This is a genomic window from Thermogemmatispora onikobensis, from assembly GCF_001748285.1.
Taxonomy (GTDB): Bacteria; Chloroflexota; Ktedonobacteria; order Ktedonobacterales; family Ktedonobacteraceae; genus Thermogemmatispora; species Thermogemmatispora onikobensis.
In genome coordinates, this window is sequence record NZ_BDGT01000029.1 from 1 (window position 1) to 21,563 (window position 21,563).

Below are 21,563 nucleotides of genomic sequence, written 5' to 3' on the forward strand. Positions count from 1 at the left end.
CAATCGCCAACGGGAGTATGAGGAGTACAGGCAGATGCGTGCGCGGAATGAGGAAGTGCTTCTGAAAATGCTGGAGATCCAGAGCCGCGGAGCTTTGGCAGCCATGGAGCGGCAGGTGAGAGTAATTGAGAGCGAAGCGTTCCAGCAGCCGACGCTCCCACCGGCTCAGATGCAGCAGACCGAGACGGAGGAGGTACCGCCGGTGAAAGCAGCGCCGTCCTGGCACCTGCTTACGAACCAGCAGGCCTGGAGAAGTCCGCATGGGCACCAGGCCCGCACCTAGGAGGGAGGCGAGAGGATGCAGGAGCGCACTCTTCGACGGCTGCTGGAGGCCCAGGAGCCGCGGCTCCCGTATACGCTCCTGGGGCAAGAGGAAATCCTCACCCCTCAGTGGGGACGTCGTCTCCTGCTCTTTCTGGCCACCTCTACCGAGTACTGGACGCTTCGCGCACGTCCCAACCCTGCCAGCAGCCTGGTGGTCTGTTGGGAGCATAATTCCTGCCTTCCCTGCCCGACCCTCTCTTTGCAAGAGGGGTACTGCTACGATGCCTATGAGCTTCCGAAGTGGTTTTCTCTGGAAGGGAAACTGACGCGCAAGAGCGCGCCGGTCTTCCGCGGCGCGCTTCTCGCAGGTCTCCAAGAGGCCTATCAACGGTTATCCGCACTCCCTCGATCGACCCGCCGCCGCTATGAGCGTGAGGTACAGACCATGCTCAGAGGGCGGGGCAGACCGCGGCGCTGCCCCAAGATGTGGCCAGAAGAGAGCCAAAAGTGGGCAGAAGTGGAGAGCCGCGGGCAGAAGTGAGCCTGGCCGTTGCAGGTACGGCAGCGTTTTTGCCCCGTTTTCGCCCAGATCTGGGAGTTCTTTTTCATTGCGATGCGAACAGAGGTGAAACGATGGCACTGCACACCTCGAGCCATGCCCCCATGCAGGGAGATCTCCAAGACCCCTCGAGCGCCCTCCCGCGGTACCGGTGGAACCAAGAGATCAGCATCAGCGGGAGCTGGTGCGTGGGCCTGTGGATGCTGGGGCTGCTCCTCAACGGGCTGGTGCTGACCAGGGGCTGGCAGCCGCCCCCGTCGTGGCTGGCCTGGGGTCTGGATGAACTGGTCGCCGGTGCCTTGCTGGGAGGCTGGCTGCTGCTGACCTGGTGGCGGCAGCAGCGGCTCTGGCTGATCGGAGCGCTGCTGTTGGTCGGGGCGCTCTGGCTCGCCTCCTGGCTGTGAGCCGGCGAGGCTCCCTCCAGCCCAAGGAAGGAGGCGTCCGATGAGACGTGTGATGCTGCTTTTGGGAAGCTTTGCCCTGCTGTGGGGGCTGCTGGCGCTGGCCATCTGTGCCGGGGCCAGCGTGCCGGCAGCGGGAACGCCATCGCCCGGGCCAGATCAGGTGCCGGGCCACCGAGCGCCCGCCGCCGGTGGCGGGCTGGATCGGGTCCAGGGGCCGCCCACCATCGACCGCGCACTGATCGATCGGCTGCTGTGTCAGGCGCACAGCCCGGCCTGCGGCACAGGGGAGGCCCTCTCTGCCGACATGGTACAGGCCGGCATCAATCCGGCCTTTGCCCTGGCGGTGTTCTGGCACGAGTCGCAGTTTGGCCGCCTGGGGGTGGCCCGCCTGACCCATTCTCTCGGCAATATTCGATGTACGCCAGGCTGGCAGCGTTGCCTGGGCGGGTACCGCTGGTATCCTGACTGGCCAGCCAGCTACGCGGATTTCGCCGCCTTACTGACGCGGGAGTATTTCCCGCGGGGGCTGCTGACCGTCGAGCAGATCCTGCCGGTGTATGCGCCGGCGGCAGACGGCAACGACCCGGCGGCCTACATCCATGATGTCCTGTCCCATATGAGGCAATGGAGGCTCGTATGACCGCTCGACACGAGGCCCAGCGGCCTCAGCAGCAGCAGCCTGCCGCCGAGGTGGGCTGGACGGCCTACGTACAGATGCGTCTCGTCAGCTCGCAGGTGAGCACGCTCCTGGAGCGGGAAGGCTTTCGGCTCACCTTCCGCCTGCCAGCCTGCCGGCGCCGCTGGGGATGGCTGCCGGCTCAGTATCATTACACGGACGCGGCAGGCACGGAAGTGATCTGGCTCTCGGGCCAGGACCCGGAGGCGCGCGAGCAGGACCCGACGGCCCCGGAGCACCGCAGTCGGTTCTGGGTGTATGCCGCCCGACGGGCGCCGGAGCGGGCTGAGCAGATCCGGGCGCGCCTGCGCCAGGTCTGGGGCCTGGACTGGTACCCCTTGCCGGCGCAGCAGGTCAATCCGCTGCGCCCCATCTTCTGAGGGCTTCCTCAGCCCACATCAAGTCACCCTTCTGCCACAGCGGACCATCGTGCCCATGCGATGGGTCGAGAAAGGAGCTCTATGGACCACCTCCAACACCTCACGACACTCCTGCGCCAGATCGAGCAGCTGGGTGCGACCGTCATGGAACCGCTGCCTCACCCGCTCTCCCTCGCCGAGGTGGAGCGTCGTCTAGCGCAGCGGCGCCACTTGCAAACCCTCCTGCAGACGCTCGAACAGACCATCAACGAGCTGCCGGCCTTGCCCGATCCCGAGCGCATGGCCTGGGCCCAGGCGCTGCTGGCTCTCCCCAGCAGCCGCATCTTGGAAGTAGACACGACGCGCCTGGGAAGCACCGCGGAGCTGCTCCGGCTGGTGCTGGTACGCCCCAGCGACGGACAGACGGTCTTCGACCAGCTGATCCGTCCCCAACAGGGGTACGACCAGGCGGCGCTGACCTACAATGGACTGACGCCCGCCCAGCTAGAGCAGGCCCCCGAGCTGGCAACGGTCTGGCCTGCCTTCGAGCAGCAGGTCCGGGGGCAGCTCCTGATCAGTTGGAACTGGGCATGGGATGAGGAGCAGCTGCGCCGGGCGAGCCGCCGGCTCGGGTTGGGGGTACCGGTCCTGTTGGGGATCGATCTGCAGGAACCGGCGCGGACCTTCTTCTCTCAGTCCTATGCGGGCTTGCCCACCCTCTGCCGGCTCATCGGTGCTCCCCTCCCGCAGCCAGCCACAGCCGTGGATCGCGCCCGGGGGCAGCGAGCCATCCTGCGCGCGATGGCGGAAGGGCGCCTCGGTCCCCTCCACGAGCGCGAGCAGGAGGAAGTAGACGAGGGCGACCTGGATGCGCTGGACGACCTGGACGATACCCAGCCGTTCTAGTCCTGGCCAGGTGAGGGGATGCGAAGAGCATCCCCTCGCTCTGGGGCACACGACGATCCTCATCAGCAGGAAAGGAGCATCCCATGAACATGAATGAGGAGCTAGAGGCGCTGGCCCAACGTGCCAGCGAGGTCTACGAAGAAGAGCAGCGCTCCTTCCGCGCCAGGCAAGCCGCCCAGGCTGCTGAGGAAGAAGCGGAGCGCCGCCAGGCCGAGCACCAGGCCCAGGAGCGCTTCGAGCAGGCGCTCACCCTCTTGGAGCGCAGTGGTCTCCCGTCTGTGATGCGTCCCTGGATGCGCAGGCTTCGTACGTATCCAGACTCCCTGACCATCCAGCTGCGGCTGCCCGAGCCTTTTGGCTGCAGCCAGTGTGACTGGCAGATCACTCTTCGTGATGAAGGCTGGTATGGGATCGCTGGCTGCGAGCGGGTCAATGCCGCCACTGCCCGCTCCGGCTGGCTCCCCCCCGAGTCTTTCGTCCGCTGGCTGCTCTTTGGACTCGAAGCGTCGCGCCGGGAACATGCCCGGTGGCAGGCACTGAAGGCCGAAGACGAGGTGGCCCGTGCCGAACTGGCAGAGCGGCAGGCAGAGGTCCTGGCGCGCGCCTGTCCCTGGCCCAAGGAGGCAACAGTCACGCTCTACCAGGTCCACTATGTCCGGGGCATGGTGGCGACAGAGGAAGGGGAGCTGCGCTGGTTGGAAGAGACGGGCTGGAGCCGGAGCGATCAGCCGGATGCGGAAGGGTACCTGACGTTGGAGCCGACGGCCACCTGTCCAGAGCGGCGCCTGCTCAAACTCGATCCCCTCCTGCATCGACCGCTCTTCCGCAAGCACGTGCTCTCGCTCAAGGAGTTGCCCCGGGAATTGACCGAGGAGCGCGAGGAGCAGATCCGTGGGTTCCGGCGGCAGAGGTGGGAAGAGGGGGGCTGGCTAGTCCGTGACCCGTCGGGGTCTGTCTCCTTCTCCTTCCGCGTCCCGTCTTTCTGGCTCCAAGAGCTGCTGCGGAACATCTCCTATGAGTCACCATCCTGAGCTTCCGTCTGCGGACCAGGTCATGCAGCGCTTCGTCCAGCAGCTGTGGGAGGGCCGGCACCCTGCCCTCCCACCGGCAGACCAGCTAGGTTCCTGGCAGCCACTGGCCTCCCTGCTGGCAGAGCAGGCCGTCCGCTTCCGTCAGCACCCTACCGTCCTCCAAACCACCCTGCGAGCGCTGGCAGTCCGCGAGCCGGCTTTGCAGCGCTGGCTTGGTCTGTCTGCTGCACCTTTGTCAGAGCCAGGGGCCGCGCCGTCTTCCCTGGCGCCCGAAGCGGAAGAAGCGGAAGAAGAAGAAGGCATGCCTCCGTTGCCGGAGGACCTCTCCTTTCCGCCAGAAGTGAGTGCAGGAGTCTGGCCCACGTTGGATGCGTATGTGGCCTACAGTCGGCAAGCCTCCCCCGAGGCATACGAGGACTTCCATGTGCTCGTCGGGCTGTGGGTCTTTTCCACCGTGGCCGCACGGCGGATCTATCTGCCGTTGCAGCACAAGCGGGTCTATCCCACTCTCCTGCTGGTGTTGGTCGCACGCCCGTCATTGTTTGCCAAGACCACCACCGCGCAGGCAGGCCGTGCGCTGTTACAGGCGGCGGGCCTGGACTGGTTGCTGCTCCCGGACCGGATCACGCCGCAGAAACTCCTGTCGGATCTGGCCCTGACGACCGTCCCCCCAGGCTATGATGAGCTCCCGCCCGAGCAACAAGCGCGCCTGCAGCACCGGCTGGCCATGCCTGGGCAACGCGGCTGGTACCTGGATGAATTCGGCAAATTCGTCCGGGCGGCGCTGCAACCGCGCAGCACGATGGCCGATTTTATTGAGCTGTTGCTGGTGCTCGAAAGCTGCCCGCCGTATTTCGAGCACGCGACCCTGTTGCGTGGGGGAGAGGTCATCGAGCGTCCTTCCCTGGCGGTGCTGGGGAGCATGACGCCGGCCAGTCTCCGACTCGTGGCCCAACCGGGGGCGGAGCTCTGGCATGATGGCTTTCTAGCGCGCTTCGCCTTCGCCGTAGCCCCCCTGCGTGAGGTTCAGCAACAGACCTTCACCCCAGGGGAGGCGGAGCCGCCGCGAGCACTGCTCGAGCGCCTGCGGTCCTGGCACGAGCGGCTGGGACTCCCAGAGCTGCGCCTGGAGCCGCAGGAAGGGGGCACCGGAGGAGGACCGAATCGCTACCGGCTCCAACGCGGGCCCCTGCCGGAGCGAGCCTGTCAGATCAGCCAGGAGGCGTATGTGGGCTATGACCGCTATCGCCGGGCGCTGCGGACCCTGTTGGCGAGCAGCCCCCTGGAAGATTTGGACGGGGCCTACGGGCGCCTGCCGGAGTTGGCGCTGAAACTAGCCCTGCTCAATGCCAGCCTCGAACAGCAGGATCGCCGGGAGCCGGCTCGCATCGAGCTGGCGCACTGGGCCAAAGCCCAGGAGCTGGCGGAACGCTTTCGGCTCCATCTTCATCGCCTCCATGCCCAGATGCGAGCCACGAGCAGCGAAGAGAGTATTGAAGATCACCTGGCCCGCTTCCTGCAGCGTCTCCCGCCAGGGGAGGCGGTGACCATTCGCGATATCCAGCGGAGAGCGCCGGCGATCCTGCGCCAGGTCCCCGCTGCCCGCTTGCGCGAGGCACTGCACCTGTTGCTGCAGGCTGGGGAAGTCGAGCAGCTGCAAAGTGGAAGCCGGCTGCTCTACCGCTTCCGTGGTCGGTCGGAAGAGGGCACGGGGCCGCTCACCAATTCATTCCAATCCCTAAGCGGGCTGACGTGACGTTTCGACGGCCCCCTCTCTAGAGGAGCATCAGGAGCGGCGTCCGTCAAGCGGGTTCGAGCATCCCAAAAACGCCTCGGGGTGAGCAGGTGTCACGAGTGTCGCATGACTGTCGCATCGATTTCGTGACACCTCTCAGTCCGCATGGCAAGCCGGATCAAGGGCATTTTTTGAGGGGGTGTCGCATGTGTCACGAGTGTCATAGAAGAGAAGGGGGAATGCTTTCCTCCGAAGTGTCGCCAGTCATACCCCCGTCTAAGTACCATAAGCTCAACAATATATGATAAAAATAGAGTCCCCCTTTTATCAGTATAGAATATATATAGTCCTCTGTCAACCCTGAAGGGGTTGAAGAGGGGATTGCTTCCCCCTCTCCTCTTATGACACTCGTGACACATGCGACACCCCCCCAAAAAAGGGCCTTCAGCCCGCTTCACAAGCCAGCGCAGGGGTGTCACGAACGTGATGCGACAGTCATGCGACACTCGTGACACCCTGCACAGGAGAGAGAAAGGAGACCCTATGTCTGCATCACCTGCAACTTTTGTCAGATCGACCTTTATGCGCTCATTGGCGGAGATTGACCTGGTGCACCTGATCCAGCAGGAAACAGGACTGCAGTTCTCGCACCCGGTGGGCAAGGATCGCGTCGCCAAGGGACCCTGTCCCTGGTGCGGGGGGCGTGATCGGTTCGGCATTGTGACGGCCACGCAGCCCCAGCGCTTCTACTGCGGCTGGCATGGGCAGGGATGCCTGCGCCACGGCGATGCCCTGACGTTTCTCGCTCTCTGGAAGGGCTGGAGTCGGGCAGAAGCGCGGGCCTGGCTGGGATGCTGGGAGGAAGAGAGAGGACTGCTGGCTGCTGCAGGGGCGGCGTCACAGGGGTCGGTAGCGGCGGACGCCCCCCCGCCCCAGCAGTGGCAGGAGGCAGGCCGGGCCTTGCTGGAGCAGGCGCAGCGATGGCTGTGGACAGAGCAGGGTGCCGTTGCACGGGCCTATCTGGCTCGACGCGGCTTGCGGGAGGAGACGGTGCGTCGACTCGGGTGGGGGTACCTTCCTGCCGGCGTGCCGCTTGGCCAGCTGGCACGTCCAGAGACCTGGGGGCTGACCGATCGCGAGCCAGATCGCCCACTGCGGCTGCCGGTGGGCCTGGTGATCCCGTGGGAAAGCGCGGGGGCGCTCTGGAAACTGGTCTTCCGCCGGGTGGAGCAAGGGCAGGTGGAGCACAGGCGGGTAGCCTCGGCCAGAGCTGGAAGATCCTGGCGCTACTGGACGCTGCCAGGGAGTCGACCCTGCCTGTATCGGCTGGACCGTCTGCAGGCAGGCCAGCCCGTGGTGCTGGTCGAGGGGGAGATAGATGTGGCGACGCTGGAGCAAGAGGTCGGGGAGCTAGTGGTCTGCGTGGGCACGGGAGGAGCGGCAGGGGCACGAAGCCCGACCTGGGTGGAGCGTCTGCACCAGGCCGCGTGCGTGCTGGTGGCCTTTGATCAGGACCCGCAGGGACAAGGCGCCATTGCAGCACGCTACTGGTTGGAAGCCCTGGGAGCGCGCGCCTGGCTGTGGCAGCCTATCAGCAAGGACGTCAATGAGATGCTTCAAGCGGGGCAGGATCTCCGCGCCTGGGTTCAGGCGGGTCTGGTACTCGCGCAGGCAGCGACAGCACTCCCAGCCGCTTCTGAACTGCAGCCATCGGAACAGGAGCCAGAGCAGGATCACCTGACCCGGGCGACTCGAGCGCCCGAAGACATGCCGGCCCTCGCCGCAGACGAAGAGAGGTCCGGGTCGCCTGTGGACAGCATGCCGCCACCGTTGCCCGAGGAAGAGGGCTGCCAGTGCTGTGGGAAACCGGCCCACTGGGTTGACCCTGATGATCGTCCCTGTTGTGAGGAGCATGTCCTCCCCTGGGATCTGACTCCGCTTGTGAGCAGGGGGCTGTTTGAGCGCCTCCGCAGCGCGGCATGGACCTGGGAACACCTGGTGCGTGCAGTCGCTCCTTCGGCTGCCCCCGAGGGGGCGGATGGGCACGGCCAGCCCGCCACGTCGCTGCCGGAGCAGGAGAGCAGCGCTGAGGACGCGGAGCAGTTGGAATACACCGCGCTGCTCCTCTACGAATTGGTGCTGCGTATCCGGTCAGGCTCGGCCTGGGTGGGCCTCGACTGTGAGACGACCGGGCTTTCCCCGCGACGCGACCGGTTGATCACCGTGACCTTTGGCCAGCCCGGCCTGGTCTTCCTGCTGGATCTGCGCTTGTTCTGGACCATCCCCGCCGAGGAGCAAGCGCGCTGGAAACGAGAGATCCAGGCGCTCTTTGCGCTGCTCGGGCAAGCGGCAGCGGAGGCGCAGACAGTGCTCACCTGGGTTGGGCATCACCTGAAGTTTGACTGGCAATTTCTGGCCCAGCAGCTGGGGGTCTTCCTGGTCCCGCCCGGTCCTTCCGTCTCCACGCGCCTCTACGATACCATGCTGGTGGAGCAGGTTCTCCGGAATGGAGACGACTGCTCCTGGTCGCTGGAAGCGACCGCGCAGCGCTACGGGGTGGCAGTGAGCAAAGTCGAGCGGCCCTGGTTTGTGGGCCTGGATCACCGCATGGCCTGGCAGGAGTCATTGCCGGAGCCACAGCTGCGCTACCTGGTGCAGGATGTTCTGGTGCCGCTCGCGATTGCCGCGCAGCAACAGGAGCGCATCCGTCGGGTGGGCGTCGAACGCATCGTTCAGCTGGAACACGATGCCCTGCCGATAGTGGCCGAGATGGAACGGCATGGGGTGCTCATTGACCAGGTCTCCTGGCAGCGGCTTGCCAGGCGCCAGCAGGAGCGACTGGAACGCATCGAGGCAGACCTGACAGCCACGCTGGGAACCATCTGGGCCGAGTGGAAGGAGCGTCAGGAGCCTCTCAGACAGCTGCACCTGCTGGAGGGATCGGCAGCCTCTCCAGCAGCCGTGCGCTTCTCTCTGCATATCCTCCAGCAGGTGCGGGAAGCATTAGAGGTCGTCTGTGGCGCGCCGCTGTCGGGCCTCAGTGAGGAAGCGCTGGCCCCCTTTGCAGACCGGGCAGAGGTGCAAGCCTATCTGGAATGGCGCAAGCTGCAGCATTGGTGCACGACCTTTGGGGAGTCCTTCTTGCGCTATGTGGAAGAGGATGGCCGCATCCATGCCGACTTTCGGCAGGTGGGGGCCCGGTCGGGCCGCATCATTTGCCAGACCCCGAACCTCCAGCAGATCCCGCGCCGCTCTGTGGGGGAGCCAGGCGACGCCGGGCCAGAGGAGGAGGACGAGATCCTGGTCGCAGGAGCACTGCGCCGCTGCTTCGTCGCCCCGCCGGGAGCGAAGCTGCTGACAGTGGATCTCGCCAATATTGAGTTACGCATCCTGGCCGAGTGCGCACACGATGAGCGCATGCTGACGGCCTTCGCTGCCGGTAAAGACCTGCATAGCGAAACGGCTCGCCTGGTATTTGGGCTGCCAGAGGAGGCTGATCCGCGGCGAGAGCGCTGGGGAATGCTCTCCATGCGCGAGGTGGCCAAGGCAGTCAACTTTGGCCTGCTCTATGGCATGGGACCGGCCAGCCTGGCGCGGCGGATCGGAGTCTCGCTAGAGGAAGCCCGACTGCTGATGGAACGCTTCTTTGCCGCCTACCCGCGGGTCAGCTCCTGGTTGCAGCGGGCCAGCCGGCAAGCCTTGCGGCGGGGAGAAGCGCGCACCCTGGGCGGGCGCGTGCGTTGGTTCAAACGGCAGCAGGCAGGAGCAGAGCCACCGGGCCTACTGGAGCGGGCAGCGCGTAATCATCCCATCCAGGGCACCAATGCCGATATCCTCAAGCAGGCGCTGGCCCTGCTCTGGCAACGGCTGCCCGTGGAGGTCCACGTGGTGCTGGTGGTCCATGACGAACTTGTGCTGGAATGCCCGAACGAGCGGGTGGAAGAGGCCATCTGTATGCTCCAGCAGTCCTTGATGGATGCGTGCCGGGAATGGTTACCGACAGTCGCCTTACCGGAGCCAGAGGTGTGCTGTGCTCCCTGGTGGAGGAAATGAGACCGGAGCCTCTCTGCGTCCATGCACCTTCCCAGCCGCTTCCCGCCTGCCTCCCATGCACTTCCCCCGTTCGTTCGTGCTGCGAAGCAAATGAAAGAGCCTATCAGGACGAAAGGAGCCAACATGCACGACGCTTTTTCCTTCACCATCCTTTGGGGACTGCTCGCGCTCTCCCTGGGCGTTTTCATCTGGTACGTGCTGGCCGCCTGGCGCCACTGGCGCCAGGTCGAGCAGGACTTTCAGGAAAGAGAGGAGCGGTATCGGCAGTGGGTGGAGGAGGACCGAGAAGCGGGGTTCCTTGATGATAACGATGCAGAGTTGCTCTTAGACAACTCTGCTCGGGCCTCTCGCTGGGTCGCGCGCCACTGGCGCCAGCGCCAGCAGGAGCAGCAGCCATGATGGTTCCTCCGATGTTTACCAGGGGTGCCCGGGGAGGTGGGCAGATCCTGACTCGAGAGGGGGTGGAGATCTCCACCCCGGCGCTCTTTCCCGTTGCCTCCCTGATCACGGGAGGCACGCCACGCGGAGGTGGGATCTGGAAATGGGTGCTCCATGCCCATCCACAGGGGCTGCTGCGCCAGCAGAGGCCCATCATGACCCAGGTCCTCCACTTCCTGGATTTCCCCCTCAGTCCTGGCGAACTTGCCCGGTGGCGGCAGCGTCCCTTGCGCGAGCACTATCAGGCCGCCTTTCCTGAGCTGCACTATCGGGCGCCTCTCTTCTGTGACTCTGGAGGCTTCCGGCTGCTGTGGAATAGTCAGCTCGACCTTTCGCGCTATGGACTGGAAGCCACGCCGCAGACCATTCTGCGCTTACAGCAGGATTTCGGGGCCAGTCTCCTTGCCACCCTCGATTATCCGCTCCCATCCGGGCTGGTGCGCGCAGAGGCCGAGGCGCGTATGGCGCGCAGTCTGGCCAATGTGGGGATCACCCTGCGCCTGCTGGCGGAGCAGTCTGGCCCTCCCCCGTTCGTGTATGCGGCGGTCCATGGGCAGACCCCCGACGACCTGCGCCACGCGGTGCAGCGCGTCTTTGCGCTGCGCGAGGCCGAGGGGCTGCAGCGCATCCCGCTGGGGATTGCCATCGGTTCGCTGGTGCCGTTGCGCCTGCGGGGGGCCGAGAAGCTGCTGACCATCATCGACCTGGTGCAGGCCGCCATCGAGGGCATTCCGGCAGCCGAGCGGCCCACGACCCCGGTGCACCTGTTTGGGGTCACAGGCACGCTCATCCCGCTGCTCGCCTATCTTGGAGTGGATACCTTTGACTCCAGTACCTACGTGCAGATGGCGCGGAGCTTCCGCTATCTCGATCCAGTCAGGCACCGCTTTGTGCCGGTGCTCGAACTCCAAGAGCTGGCCTGTAACTGCCCGGTGTGTCAGACCAGCTCGCTCGCGGAGCTGCAGGCGGGGCTGACGTCCCTCACCCCGGCGGGCCGCCCGTTAGAGACTGGCACCCAGAAGAGTCGGTATTATGCCGAGGTGGCGCTGCACAATCTCGAGCAAGATCTTCGCCTGGTGGAGGAGGTGCGCCAGGCGGTGGCAGCAGACGCCCTGGCGGACTTTCTGCTGCGCTGGGTGGAGGGGCATGAGCGCCTCCGAGAGGCTCTGGCCCGGCTTCAGCAGCGAGACGAGCGCTTGCGCCGGCTCGGCTCGAGGCGTTCGTTTGGTGGGACCAGTCAGCCCAGCTTGCCAGCGGGGACCGGTGGCCGTCGGGCCGTCTCCCTGGCCTACACCCCCGAGGCATTCAACATCGAAAGCCGGGGCTATGCTCCCCCGGCGGACAAGCGGGTGTTGCTGGTGTTGCCCTGCTCGGGAGAGAAACCCTATTCGCAGTCGCGCACGCACCGCTACGTCAGAGAGCGGCTGCAGGCGGCACTCGGTGACCGACTGCACAGCATTCACTGGGTGACGCTCTCGGGCCTGTATGGGCCGGTGCCCGAGGAGTGGGAGCAGGTCCCCGAGGTGCTGGGCTACGACTTCCGGTTGGAGGGAAGCAACCAGCAGCACATCGAGCTGGTGGCCGGGCGGCTGACCCGCTATCTGGAGCGCTGGGGAGAGCACTACGTGGCCTGCCTGGGGTATGCGACCAGTCGAGCCTACCGGCAGGCGATGGAGCTGGCGGCGCGCCGCACGGGCCGGCTGGAGGTGTTGCCCTGCAAACCGAAAGCCCGTCGACTGACCGCCTTCTTTCGCCAGGAGCATCTGGAGGAGCTGGTGGCACGTCTCCGACTTGAAACGAAAGGAAGGAAACAGGATGGCAGACCACGAGCGCCACATGGAGCCGCCGTCTCCCGAGCAGCTGGCGCGCGAGAGGACCCTCTTTGCCTCCTTGAGCGCCATCGAGCGCGGCGACTTCGCCACGATGGACGAGATCTTGCAAGAGGCCATGAATGATGCGCTCTTGGAACAGATGATTATTGATGCTCATGAATATTCCCTTGAAGAAGGGAACAAGTCCCCTTGCATGAGGCCGAGCTGGAGAGACTGCGCCAGCTCGTCTGGCAGGCGCTGGAAAAGGCCGGTCTGTCTCGATCTCTTTTGCGGAGCCGGGGGAGCCGCATGGGGCTATGCGCTGGCCGGGTTCGAGGTCATCGGGGTGGATTGCCGTCCGCAACCGCGCTATCCGTTTCGCTTCCTCCTGGGAGATGCCTTGACCTGGCTAGAACAGGTGCAGGACCAGGTGGATTTGATCCATGCGTCCCCTCCCTGTCAACGGTGGAGTCCACGGACCCCGGACCGGACCCGCCACCCGGATTGGGTCCATCCCACCCTGGCGCGACTGCAGGCGCTGGACAAGCCGTTCGTCCTGGAGAATGTGCCGGGTGCACACCCGGTGCTTCGCTCCGCCCTCCTGCTCTGTGGCTCCATGTTCGGTCTTCCCCTTCGGCGTCATCGACTTTTCCAGAGTAATCTCCTCCTCTTTGCGCCAGGTCCCTGCCACCACGAGGTCTGCCGATATGGCGTCTATGGGCATTCAGTGTGGGTGCTGCAGCGGCAGCGGCAGCGAGAGGAACGGGCCACCACCAGCGTGGCCCAGGGGCGGCGGGCGATGGGGCTTCCCTGGATGAGCCAGGCCGAGCTGGCGCAGGCCATTCCGCCGCACTACACCTGGTGGCTCGGCTGGCAGGTGCGCGCCGTGTTGGAAGGGGGTCGCTGCCCTAACCTGGCGCCTGACCTCGCTTCCCTGGTCACAGACAGGCCAGGGTTTCCAGACCCTGGGAGAGCAGATCAGGGAGGAGCTTCATGAAGCGAGAAACCCCACAGGAGAGCGTCCCCCTTCCCCTGGCACGGGTCCTGCTCCCCGTAGGCTATGGCGCCCCGCTGCATCGCACCTGCATCGACCAGGCGCTGGTATGCCTGCCCCGCGCGCTGCTGGTGGAGGTGCGCTGGTCATCGCGCTCGCGCCTCCCTGGGTGGGGAGGCGCGGCCCTCCGCCGGCGCTATGGAGCGCGCTATCTGGATGTGGGTCCCTTGCTGGGGAACAGCGCCTACCGGGAGCCGGGGCAGATCCGCATCGCCGCCCTGCCCCAAGGGGTAGAGGTCCTGCTCCAGCTCATGGAGCAGGGCCACACGCCCTTGCTGCTCCTGTGCGGCTGCGCGGAGTATCTGCGCTGTCACCGCCGCCAGATCTGTGAGGCCGTGCAGGCAGCCGATCCGTCAGTGACCATCTGGCAGCCGGAGCAGGTGCTGCTCTGGCTGGCGAGCCTGCCTCGACAGGAGGGACCTCACACATGTTCTGTGTGAGAAAGGAGCGCTGATACACCTGAGCATTCCTGGACCTGCAGGGAACAGCCTCCGTGTGTCCGGCAGGCCCCGTCAGCAGCAGGTAACCGAAAGGAGGAAGACAGGATGGAGCCACGTGAGCATAAAGGACAGCCAGTCTCCTCTCTCCCGCTTGACCAGGAACGGTGGATCGAGCGCGCCCGCACTGCCGGAGGCCCTCGCTTCGCCGAGCTGGTCGAGCGGCTCTGCGCCGTCGCTCCCGCAGCCTGGGTTGAGGAGCTGATCACCTGCGTGGAGGGGGTGCGCCAGGCTCTCCTGGAGGACCTCACCGCCGAGGAAGCCCTGCAGGCCCTGGCCAGGGCCACGGCACGGCTCCTGCAGGAACTGTCTCCAGCAGACCCGCGCATCGAGACCCTGCTGGCCTGGGTCGAGGGAGAGACGCCCCGATCCACCGGTTCCCGCCGGCCAGGGCACCTGCCCCGTGCGTCTGGCGCTGCGCGCGGAGGGCAGGGCCAGGTGGCCCCGGAGCAGCACGCGGCGGCTGCCACCCTCTGGGAGTGACCCCAGAGCGGACCAGTGGCCGGCAGGCTCTAGCTCCTGGTCCGAGCGCCATCAGGAACCCGCCCATCAGCCAGGCAGGAAGGCAAGACGCAAGAAAGGAGAGCGGCTGACATGACAGGATCACCACCTGGACCCGCGGCAGGGGTCTGCCCCTTTTGCGGGACATCACGGGAGCAGCTCCACGTCTGGGAACAATGGCTCGAGCGCACGCTGGCCCGCGAGCGGGCGTATCTCGACCGGCGCAAGCGTCGGGGCGTGCGCACGCCCACGGACGACGTCCTGGAAGAGGATCAACGGCAGCTGCAGACCCTCCTGCAGGTGATCCGCCGGGCGCGGGCGTGTGCCCCGCTGGCGGGAGCGTTCCCCCTGACACCAGCAGGGCAGCAGGAACCGCCCCTGCGCCCTTCCTGCTCCTCTCCCGAGGAAGGGGCCTGAGCTGGTCCTCTGGTTGTTCCGCTCACCCCCGCTGCTTCCCGCCTGGTTCCCGTGCCGTTCCCAGGGATCACCGTGAGTGATCCCTGGGTGTTCCTCTGCCTTCCCACTCCTTTCCGCCTATCATGGACTATTGTTGCTCTGAGACAAGGAATGATCGCTTCTTCTGAAGGAGAAGATGTATGGACCATCCGACGCATGAGCAGTATAATTCCCAAGAAGAACCTCTTCCCCCAGAGGTCCTCGCCTTTTGTCGACTGGTCGCTCGGATTATTCGACGTGCTTTACAGGATCAATTACTCGACGCAGAAAGAGGGTGCCCCGCAGGACTGTCGGTCTCCTCTCTGCAGGGAGAGAAGCCGGGGCAGAAGAAGTGAGCGCAGGGGGTGAACGGTGACTTCACCAGAGTCAGGTCTTGTCGCCGGCTACGTGCGCCGTTCCAGCGAAATGCAGAAAGACAACTATAGTCTCGAGGCCCAGAAGCGTGCCATTCGCGAGGCGGCGAAGCTGCACGGATTACCAGAGCCGGTCTTCTATGAGGACGACGAGCGTAGTGCGCGGGGAGAACACATTGCGAAACGTCCAGCTTTTAAGCGGCTCCTCGAGGACGTCCAGGCAAAGCGTATCCGGGTCGTGATCGTCCATACCCTGGACCGATGGTCCAGGAACGTGATGGTGACCTTGCAGAGCTTTCGCATTCTCTCCCAGGCAGGCACTGCGTTCCTTTCCCTTTCGGAGCACATCGATTATTCCTCTCCAGAAGGACAATTGCAGCTGACGATTCTCGCGGCCTTTGCGGCTTACTTTTCGGACAGCCTGGCAAGGCACACGAGCAAAGGGAAAAGGGAGCGGGCTGTCCAGGGACTGCATAACGGCGATATCCCTTTTGGATATCGCTCGGGAGGGCCAAAATCGCCGCTAGAGATTGACCCAGACAAATATCCAGGCGTCCGCTTGATAGGCGAGTTGCGCATGCAGGGAAAGACTGCCGAGGAAATTGCTACTGCCTTGAACGCGGCTGGCTACCGTACCAGCAGCAAGCGGTTTGGAGATCGACTCTTCACGAAGGATACGATTAATGCTATGTTACGGAACGAATTCTATGCGGCCTTTGCCCCCGGCGATGATCGGGGGACCATCCGCTACAAGGGGCAGCGGTTTCGAGGCCAGCATCCGGCGATCTTCACGTATGATGAGTGGCAACACATCCGTGCTCTCTCAAAATCCTTGTGCCACGTCCAAACCCGCACGGTTGTCGTCCGGAAGATCTACCCATTTGCGGGATACATTGCTTGCATTCATTGCGGCCTGACGCTGCGCTGTGATACGGGAAACACGCCTGCCAATCGGCGAAATTACTACCGGGACGCAGCCAAAACGCGCCGTATTCCTTGCTCCACCAGCGGCAACTTGATGGTGCGCACCAACCTGGTAGAGGAGCAGTTTGGCCACCTGCTCAAGCGTCTCCAGTTGCCTGAACACTGGCGTGAGCACATCCGCCAGGAAATGATGGCCCAGGCGGCATCAGGAACCACGTCTGAGGCAGTCGAGCGGGAGAAGGAGCGACTGCTGCTCAAGAAGGCGCGTACGCTCAAGGTGTATTGCGAGGGGTTTATTGATGAGAAGGAATTTCAGGCCGAAATGGCCGCAACAGAGCTGGCACTCAGGAAACTGGAGGTCCCCGAGGTCAACGGGGTGACGCTCGCAGAAGTGACCCAGGCGGGTGAACATCTGCCCGAGATGGCAGCCCTGTGGGAGATGGCCACGCCCGAGGAGAAACGGGAGATGGTGACGATGTTGCTGGAGCCAGGGGGACTGTACTACGATCTGGAGAATAAGATGATTGCGGCGCTGAAACCCCGTCCAGCCTTTCTGCCCATCTTGCGCATGCTGGACGGGGTAACTGAGTACGAGGAAACCAGAGGGCTGCTGTTGACAGCCCACTGGTGCGAGCGGAACCGACGGGATTCGAACCCGCGATCTCCTGCGTGACAGGCAGGCGTGTTAGGCCACTACACTACGGCTCCCCAACCAGCGAGGCTGAGTCTCTTCAGCCTCGCTCGTGGCAGTTGCTATCATACCAGAAGAGAGGGCAGTCTGTCAAGCATCTCTTTTGCGCTTCCTAACCCGCTGGCTTCACGAAGCAACACTCCCGCCAACATGGCAAGGACCAGTAACGCCAAACAACGAGGCCAGAGAAGGATTTTTACTACCCTAGTCGATGGAGGTCACAACAGTCAGGCATGCGCTGCTATCCTATCCTGCCTGGAACGCATTTGTATGCTAGATATCTCCAAAAACATGATAACAGCAGAGCAAAAGAACAGACGCCGAATCTTGCTTACCTCACCTCGTCTCGGCGTGTCACGCAGCAGTCTGTGAAGAACGGTGGCGAGAGCGGAACCGACGGGCATCGGTCTCTCCCACCACTGAGTGTGCCGGCCCAGCAGAGCTACCGACAGGCCTCGCTTTCCCTGCAAGGATCAAGTGCACGCCCTCTCCGCCCTCTCATACCCCCCCACGACCAGTCAGGGCCAGCCTCGGGCCTCGGGGACGCTCAATGTGAGCAGCAGGCAGAGCTGGATTGCTCTCTTCCCCCTCCCTCTCTTCCACCTCAACCGCCCTCCAGCTCGTTGAGCAGAGCCTCAAAGGCGCGCTCCTCCTCTTCCTCCATCCGATAACTTTCCCCCTCGCCCGGGAAAGCCCCAGAGCGCACATCAGTAAAGAAGCGCTGGAGCGCCGTCACGGCCTCCTCACCCAGACAGGCATACTGACGGACAAACCTGGGCGTGCGCTTGTTGAGATGCCAGCCTAACACATCATGAAAGACAAGAACCTGACCATCGCAGTGCGGTCCCGCCCCAATGCCAATGGTGGGCACAGGCACCAGCGCCGTAATGGCCCGGGCCACGATGGCTGGCACCCCCTCTAACACAAGAGCAAAGACACCAGCCCCCGCCAGCGCCCGCGCCTCCTCAACCAGGGCCCGCGCCGCTTCAAGACGTCGACCCTGCACCCGATACCCCCCCATGACACGCACCGACTGCGGCGTGAGACCTAGATGCCCCATCACCGGGATCTCCGCCGCCAACAAAGCCTCAACCACCGGCAGGCGCTTGCGCCCTCCCTCCAACTTGACAGCCTCAGCCCGCCCCTCGCGGATGAGGCGGCCCGCATTACGCACGCTCTCCTCCAGAGAGATATGGTAGCTCAACCAGGGCATGTCACCAACGATCAAAGCTCGTGGCCGGGCCCGCGCCACAGCAGCAGTGTGATGGATCATGATCTCCATCGTGGCAGCCAGCGTATCGGGCAAGCCAAGCACATTGTCCGCCACCGAGTCGCCAACGAGGATCAGGTCCGCCCCAGCCCGATCGGCTATAGTGGCCATAACAGTATCATAAGCAGTGACCATCGTCAGAGGCGGCCCACCCTTGCGAGCCTGTACAGTGGCAACGGTAATTTTGTCTCCCATCTTCCTCGCTCACTGCTCATTCGTGTCTGATGGACCCAACTCTCCGCCAGGATCAGGAGGCCAAAGGCGGAACAATGAGACCAGTCTCCCAACTGCCGTCAGCACGCAAAAGAACGTTGTCAATGAGGCGCGCCGCCTCAACAAAGGCCGCAATCAGTAAGAGCGCAGGCGCACGCAACGTCTCTAGCGGCTGGAAGGTCTCAGGGTCTCGCACGTCAGCATACTCCAGACGCGCTAAAGGCTCGCTGGCAACAATCTCCCGCATCACCCGTATCACGCCAGCAGGGCCATCGCTCTCTCCTCGCTCGTAGGCGGCCTTGCCCGCCAACAAGGCCCTGTAAAGAACGGTCGCCGCCCGCCGCCCCTCCGGCGAGAGATAGCTGTTGCGGCTACTCATGGCCAGCCCGTCTGGCTCACGTACTGTCGGCATGATGACCAGCTCAACCGGCAGATTGAGATCTGCCACCAGCGCTTTGATAACAGCAACCTGCTGGGCATCTTTCTGCCCAAAATAGGCCCGCTGCGGCTGCACAATATTGAAGAGCTTGAGGACAACAGTCGCCACGCCGCGAAAGTGCCCCGGACGACTGGCACCCTCCGCTTCGCTGGCCAACGGCCCAGTCGGCTCTACATAAGTGATGAAGGTCACAGGATACATCTCGCTCGCCGCCGGCACCAGAACCGCATCAACACCACTCTCTTCGAGGAGATGGAGATCTCGGGACAGATCACGAGGATAGCGCTCAAGATCCTCATGCGCTCCAAATTGAATCGGATTAACGAAGATACTGACGACTACTTTGTCGTTCTCGGCACGCGCGCGACGCACCAGCGAAAGATGCCCCTCGTGCAGATAACCCATTGTCGGTACAAGCCCAACGCTCGCCAGCGCCGGCCAGCCGCTACGCAGACGCCGCATCTCTCGCACTGTAGTGATGACGTCCATTGCCTCCCCCACCAGTGGTTTCTTTGCAACTACTGCAGCCTTCCGTAACACAAAGGCAGTGGAAGGTATTGATCGCTCCAAAAGCTACCAGGCGGTTTTTCGGTAGTATACCAGAGACTGGCTGTCAGCATCAAGCACGACCTACCGCTCTGACCTGACTCAGAGGGTCAGGCCAGAGCGGCAAGCCGTGGTTTGTCTGTCCACCACGCCAGGGCAGCATCCAGGTCGGTCGTCCTGCTGCCTGGCGCAGCAGCACTGTCCTCTCCTACCAGCGGTCATGGACCAGCGGCTTGATATGCCGCTCGTATAGCTCGCGCACGCGCTGCATGGTCTCGTCACTGAGCGGCGGCAGATCGGCAGCGCGGCTGTTCTCTTCGGCCTGCTCTGGATTCTTAGCACCGGGGATGACGGTGGATACCTGGGAGAACATCAGTATCCAGCGCAGGGCGAACTGGGTCATGGTCATCCCCGGAGGGACCAGGGGACGCAGCTCCTCAACCGCCTGCAGGCCAGTCTCATAGTCGACTCCCGCGAAGGTCTCGCCCTGATCGAACGCCTCTCCATGACGGTTGTAGTTCCGATGATCGTTGGGGGAGAACTGGCTATCGCGGCGCAATTTGCCAGTCAGCAGCCCACTGGCCAGGGGCACACGCACAATGATGCCTACTTGACGCTCCTGGGCCGCCGCAAAGAATTGTTCCGCAGGCTTGTGGCGAAAGAGATTGAAGATGATCTGGACGCTCTGCACATTGGGATAGCGAATGGCCTTGAGGGCCTCCTCAACCTTTTCGACGCTGACGCCATAGGAGCGGATCTTGCCCTGCTGCACGAGATCATCCAGAATGCCAAAGACTTCGGGCCGGTCGTAGACCTCAGTGGGGGGACAATGGAGCTGTAGCAGATCGATGGCCTCGGTCTCCAGATTGCGCAGGCTGCGCTCGACGAAGGCTGTCAGATTTTGACGGTTGTAGCCATCGGCAGTGTGGGGATTCAGACGCCGCCCGGCCTTGGTGGCAACGTAAAGTGGCTCACGTCGCTCTTTGCGCACACGGGCAATGAGCTGCTCGGAGTGCCCGTCGCCGTAGACGTCGGCAGTATCGATAAAGTTGACGCCCAGGTCAATGGCCCGATGGAGGGCCGCCAGCGCTTCACGATCATCGGTCGGCCCCCAGGCGTCTCCTCCAATAGCCCAGGCTCCAAAGCCTATGGCTGATACCCGCCAGCCAGTTCGTCCCAGCGGTCGATACTCCATCTTTCTCGCCTTACTCTCCTTCCTGATGAGGTCTCCTATGCCAAAAGTGTGTCGGTGGCACTGGCCTTTTGATTGTATCGCATGGACCGGGCCAGGCGCCATTGAAACGATGGCACTCAGCCTGGCCTCAATAGCGCTGAAGCCTTCGGCCTGCTGTTCGGCCTGCTGCTCACAAAGATCGGCTCAGCAGCCTGCGGAAGAGGGTGTGACTTTTTTGAACCCTTGCCGTCTAAGGGGACGTGTAGAGCAGTAGCCAACACCAGCCGGCGGCTAGTCCCCGCTGAAGCCAGGTGCGAGCTGCCCGCTGGTTAGATAGCCAAGCACAACACTCTGTCAGTCAGTCGCTGTCTGTGAAGGAGGGTATAACCTATGCCGGTTGTCAACAACATTGGTCAGGCTTTTCTGACCTCACTTGCCAATGCCCTGAATCTGGTGCTGACCTTCATTCCCAAGTTCCTCGGTTTTCTGGTCATCCTGCTCATTGGCTGGCTGATTGCCAGCGTGCTGAGGCGCACCGTGGTTTTCATCCTGCGGCGCATCGGCTTCGAACGCCTGGGAGCACGCATCGGCCTGGCGCGCCTGGAGCAGAATACGGGGATGCGCTTCGATGTGGTGGCCATCCTGGGCACGATCGTCTATTGGTTCATCTTCTTGATTTTCCTGGTGCCCGCCGTCGACGCTCTGGGACTGAGCACTGTCAGCAATATCCTCAATGAGCTGATCGCCTATATTCCGAATGTCTTCGTGGCGGTGCTGGTGCTCTTCCTGGGCCTGCTGGCCGCGAGCGTGGTCGGCGATATTGTGCGCGGTCTGATGGCTACGACACGTGTGGGCAATCCGGCCCTCTTCGCCTCGATAGCACGCTATGCCCTCATCGGCTTCGCCGGGCTGATCGCCCTTGAACAGCTGCAGATCGCTCCCTCGCTGCTCAATATTCTCTTTACGGCAGTGGTTGGTGGCACCGCTCTGGCCTTCGGTCTGGCCTTCGGCCTCGGCGGCCAGGAGGCAGCCCGCCGCCTGCTTAACCGCAGCGGCATGCTGGCGGTCCCGGCAAGCGAGAGCAGCCAGCCGCTCCCTGCCGGCGAGAGCGGTCAGGCTCCTCAGCCAACTCCGCCAACACAGCCACACCCTGAAGCCAGCAGGTAGCTCTGGATTGTGACCAGCAGGCCCGCTGACCTGGCAGAGGAG

Annotated in this window: 19 protein-coding genes and 1 tRNA gene; 16 read left to right on the plus strand and 4 right to left on the minus strand. The window is 63.8% G+C overall.

Annotated elements, in window-relative coordinates:
- From BGC09_RS13365 to BGC09_RS23545, 15 genes are all read left to right on the plus strand, one after another.
- Positions 1–283: hypothetical protein (locus tag BGC09_RS13365; RefSeq protein ID WP_218104048.1), on the plus strand; the 283-nt coding region annotated here is incomplete at its 5' end.
- Between the two features lie 15 nt (positions 284–298).
- Entirely contained in the window at positions 299–805 is a 507-nt protein-coding gene (locus BGC09_RS13370) for a hypothetical protein (RefSeq protein ID WP_069804494.1), read from the plus strand.
- A 206-nt stretch (positions 806–1,011) separates the two neighbouring features.
- On the plus strand, positions 1,012–1,227 hold the full coding sequence (locus BGC09_RS13375; RefSeq protein ID WP_141727780.1) for a hypothetical protein: 216 nt from the start codon (positions 1,012–1,014) through the stop codon (positions 1,225–1,227).
- A 40-nt stretch (positions 1,228–1,267) separates the two neighbouring features.
- Complete coding sequence (locus BGC09_RS13380; RefSeq protein WP_069804496.1) at positions 1,268–1,867, plus strand: glucosaminidase domain-containing protein; 600 nt, start codon at positions 1,268–1,270, stop codon at positions 1,865–1,867.
- Positions 1,864–2,283, plus strand: coding sequence for a hypothetical protein (locus BGC09_RS13385; RefSeq protein ID WP_069804497.1), 420 nt, complete (start codon positions 1,864–1,866; stop codon positions 2,281–2,283). Before BGC09_RS13380 ends, BGC09_RS13385 begins: the two co-directional genes overlap by 4 nt.
- Before the next feature lie 81 nt (positions 2,284–2,364).
- Positions 2,365–3,168: a 3'-5' exonuclease gene (locus BGC09_RS13390; RefSeq protein ID WP_069804498.1), complete on the plus strand. Its 804-nt coding sequence runs from the start codon at positions 2,365–2,367 to the stop codon at positions 3,166–3,168.
- 83 nt (positions 3,169–3,251) lie between these two features.
- Positions 3,252–4,199, plus strand: coding sequence for a hypothetical protein (locus BGC09_RS13395; RefSeq protein WP_069804499.1), 948 nt, complete (start codon positions 3,252–3,254; stop codon positions 4,197–4,199).
- A complete protein-coding gene (locus BGC09_RS13400) occupies positions 4,183–5,955 on the plus strand; it encodes a DUF3987 domain-containing protein (RefSeq protein ID WP_069804500.1) in 1,773 nt (590 codons plus the stop codon). The genes BGC09_RS13395 and BGC09_RS13400 overlap by 17 nt, the downstream gene beginning before the upstream one ends.
- Positions 5,956–6,477: 522 nt before the next feature.
- On the plus strand, positions 6,478–9,987 hold the full coding sequence (locus tag BGC09_RS13405) for a DNA polymerase (protein ID WP_069804501.1): 3,510 nt from the start codon (positions 6,478–6,480) through the stop codon (positions 9,985–9,987).
- 123 nt (positions 9,988–10,110) lie between these two features.
- Positions 10,111–10,386, plus strand: coding sequence for a hypothetical protein (locus BGC09_RS13410; RefSeq protein ID WP_069804502.1), 276 nt, complete (start codon positions 10,111–10,113; stop codon positions 10,384–10,386).
- A complete protein-coding gene (locus BGC09_RS13415) occupies positions 10,383–12,380 on the plus strand; it encodes a tRNA-guanine transglycosylase (RefSeq protein ID WP_069804503.1) in 1,998 nt (665 codons plus the stop codon). The genes BGC09_RS13410 and BGC09_RS13415 overlap by 4 nt, the downstream gene beginning before the upstream one ends.
- 849 nt (positions 12,381–13,229) lie before the next feature.
- Positions 13,230–13,730, plus strand: a complete 501-nt coding sequence (locus BGC09_RS13420; protein WP_069804504.1) for a DUF488 family protein — start codon at positions 13,230–13,232, stop codon at positions 13,728–13,730.
- 105 nt (positions 13,731–13,835) lie between these two features.
- Positions 13,836–14,270: a hypothetical protein gene (locus BGC09_RS13425; RefSeq protein ID WP_069804505.1), complete on the plus strand. Its 435-nt coding sequence runs from the start codon at positions 13,836–13,838 to the stop codon at positions 14,268–14,270.
- A 111-nt stretch (positions 14,271–14,381) separates the two neighbouring features.
- Positions 14,382–14,705, plus strand: coding sequence for a hypothetical protein (locus tag BGC09_RS13430; RefSeq protein WP_069804506.1), 324 nt, complete (start codon positions 14,382–14,384; stop codon positions 14,703–14,705).
- A 426-nt stretch (positions 14,706–15,131) separates the two neighbouring features.
- Entirely contained in the window at positions 15,132–16,694 is a 1,563-nt protein-coding gene (locus BGC09_RS23545) for a recombinase family protein (protein WP_369695688.1), read from the plus strand.
- Here the strand turns inward: BGC09_RS23545 and BGC09_RS13450 are convergent.
- From BGC09_RS13450 to BGC09_RS13465, 4 genes are all read right to left on the minus strand, one after another.
- A tRNA-Asp gene (locus BGC09_RS13450) sits at positions 16,656–16,729 on the minus strand. The two genes, BGC09_RS23545 and BGC09_RS13450, sit on opposite strands and share 39 nt — an antisense overlap.
- A 587-nt stretch (positions 16,730–17,316) precedes the next feature.
- Complete coding sequence (gene panB, locus BGC09_RS13455; protein ID WP_069804510.1) at positions 17,317–18,177, minus strand: 3-methyl-2-oxobutanoate hydroxymethyltransferase; 861 nt, start codon at positions 18,175–18,177, stop codon at positions 17,317–17,319.
- A gap of 52 nt (positions 18,178–18,229) precedes the next feature.
- Positions 18,230–19,123, minus strand: coding sequence for a pantoate--beta-alanine ligase (gene panC / locus BGC09_RS13460; RefSeq protein WP_069804511.1), 894 nt, complete (start codon positions 19,121–19,123; stop codon positions 18,230–18,232).
- Positions 19,124–19,388: 265 nt separating this feature from the next.
- Complete coding sequence (locus tag BGC09_RS13465; protein WP_069804512.1) at positions 19,389–20,375, minus strand: aldo/keto reductase; 987 nt, start codon at positions 20,373–20,375, stop codon at positions 19,389–19,391.
- 369 nt (positions 20,376–20,744) lie between these two features.
- On the opposite strand from BGC09_RS13465, the gene BGC09_RS13470 reads away from it, so the two are divergent.
- A complete protein-coding gene (locus BGC09_RS13470) occupies positions 20,745–21,521 on the plus strand; it encodes a mechanosensitive ion channel family protein (protein WP_069804513.1) in 777 nt (258 codons plus the stop codon).
- Positions 21,522–21,563: the final 42 nt, after the last annotated feature.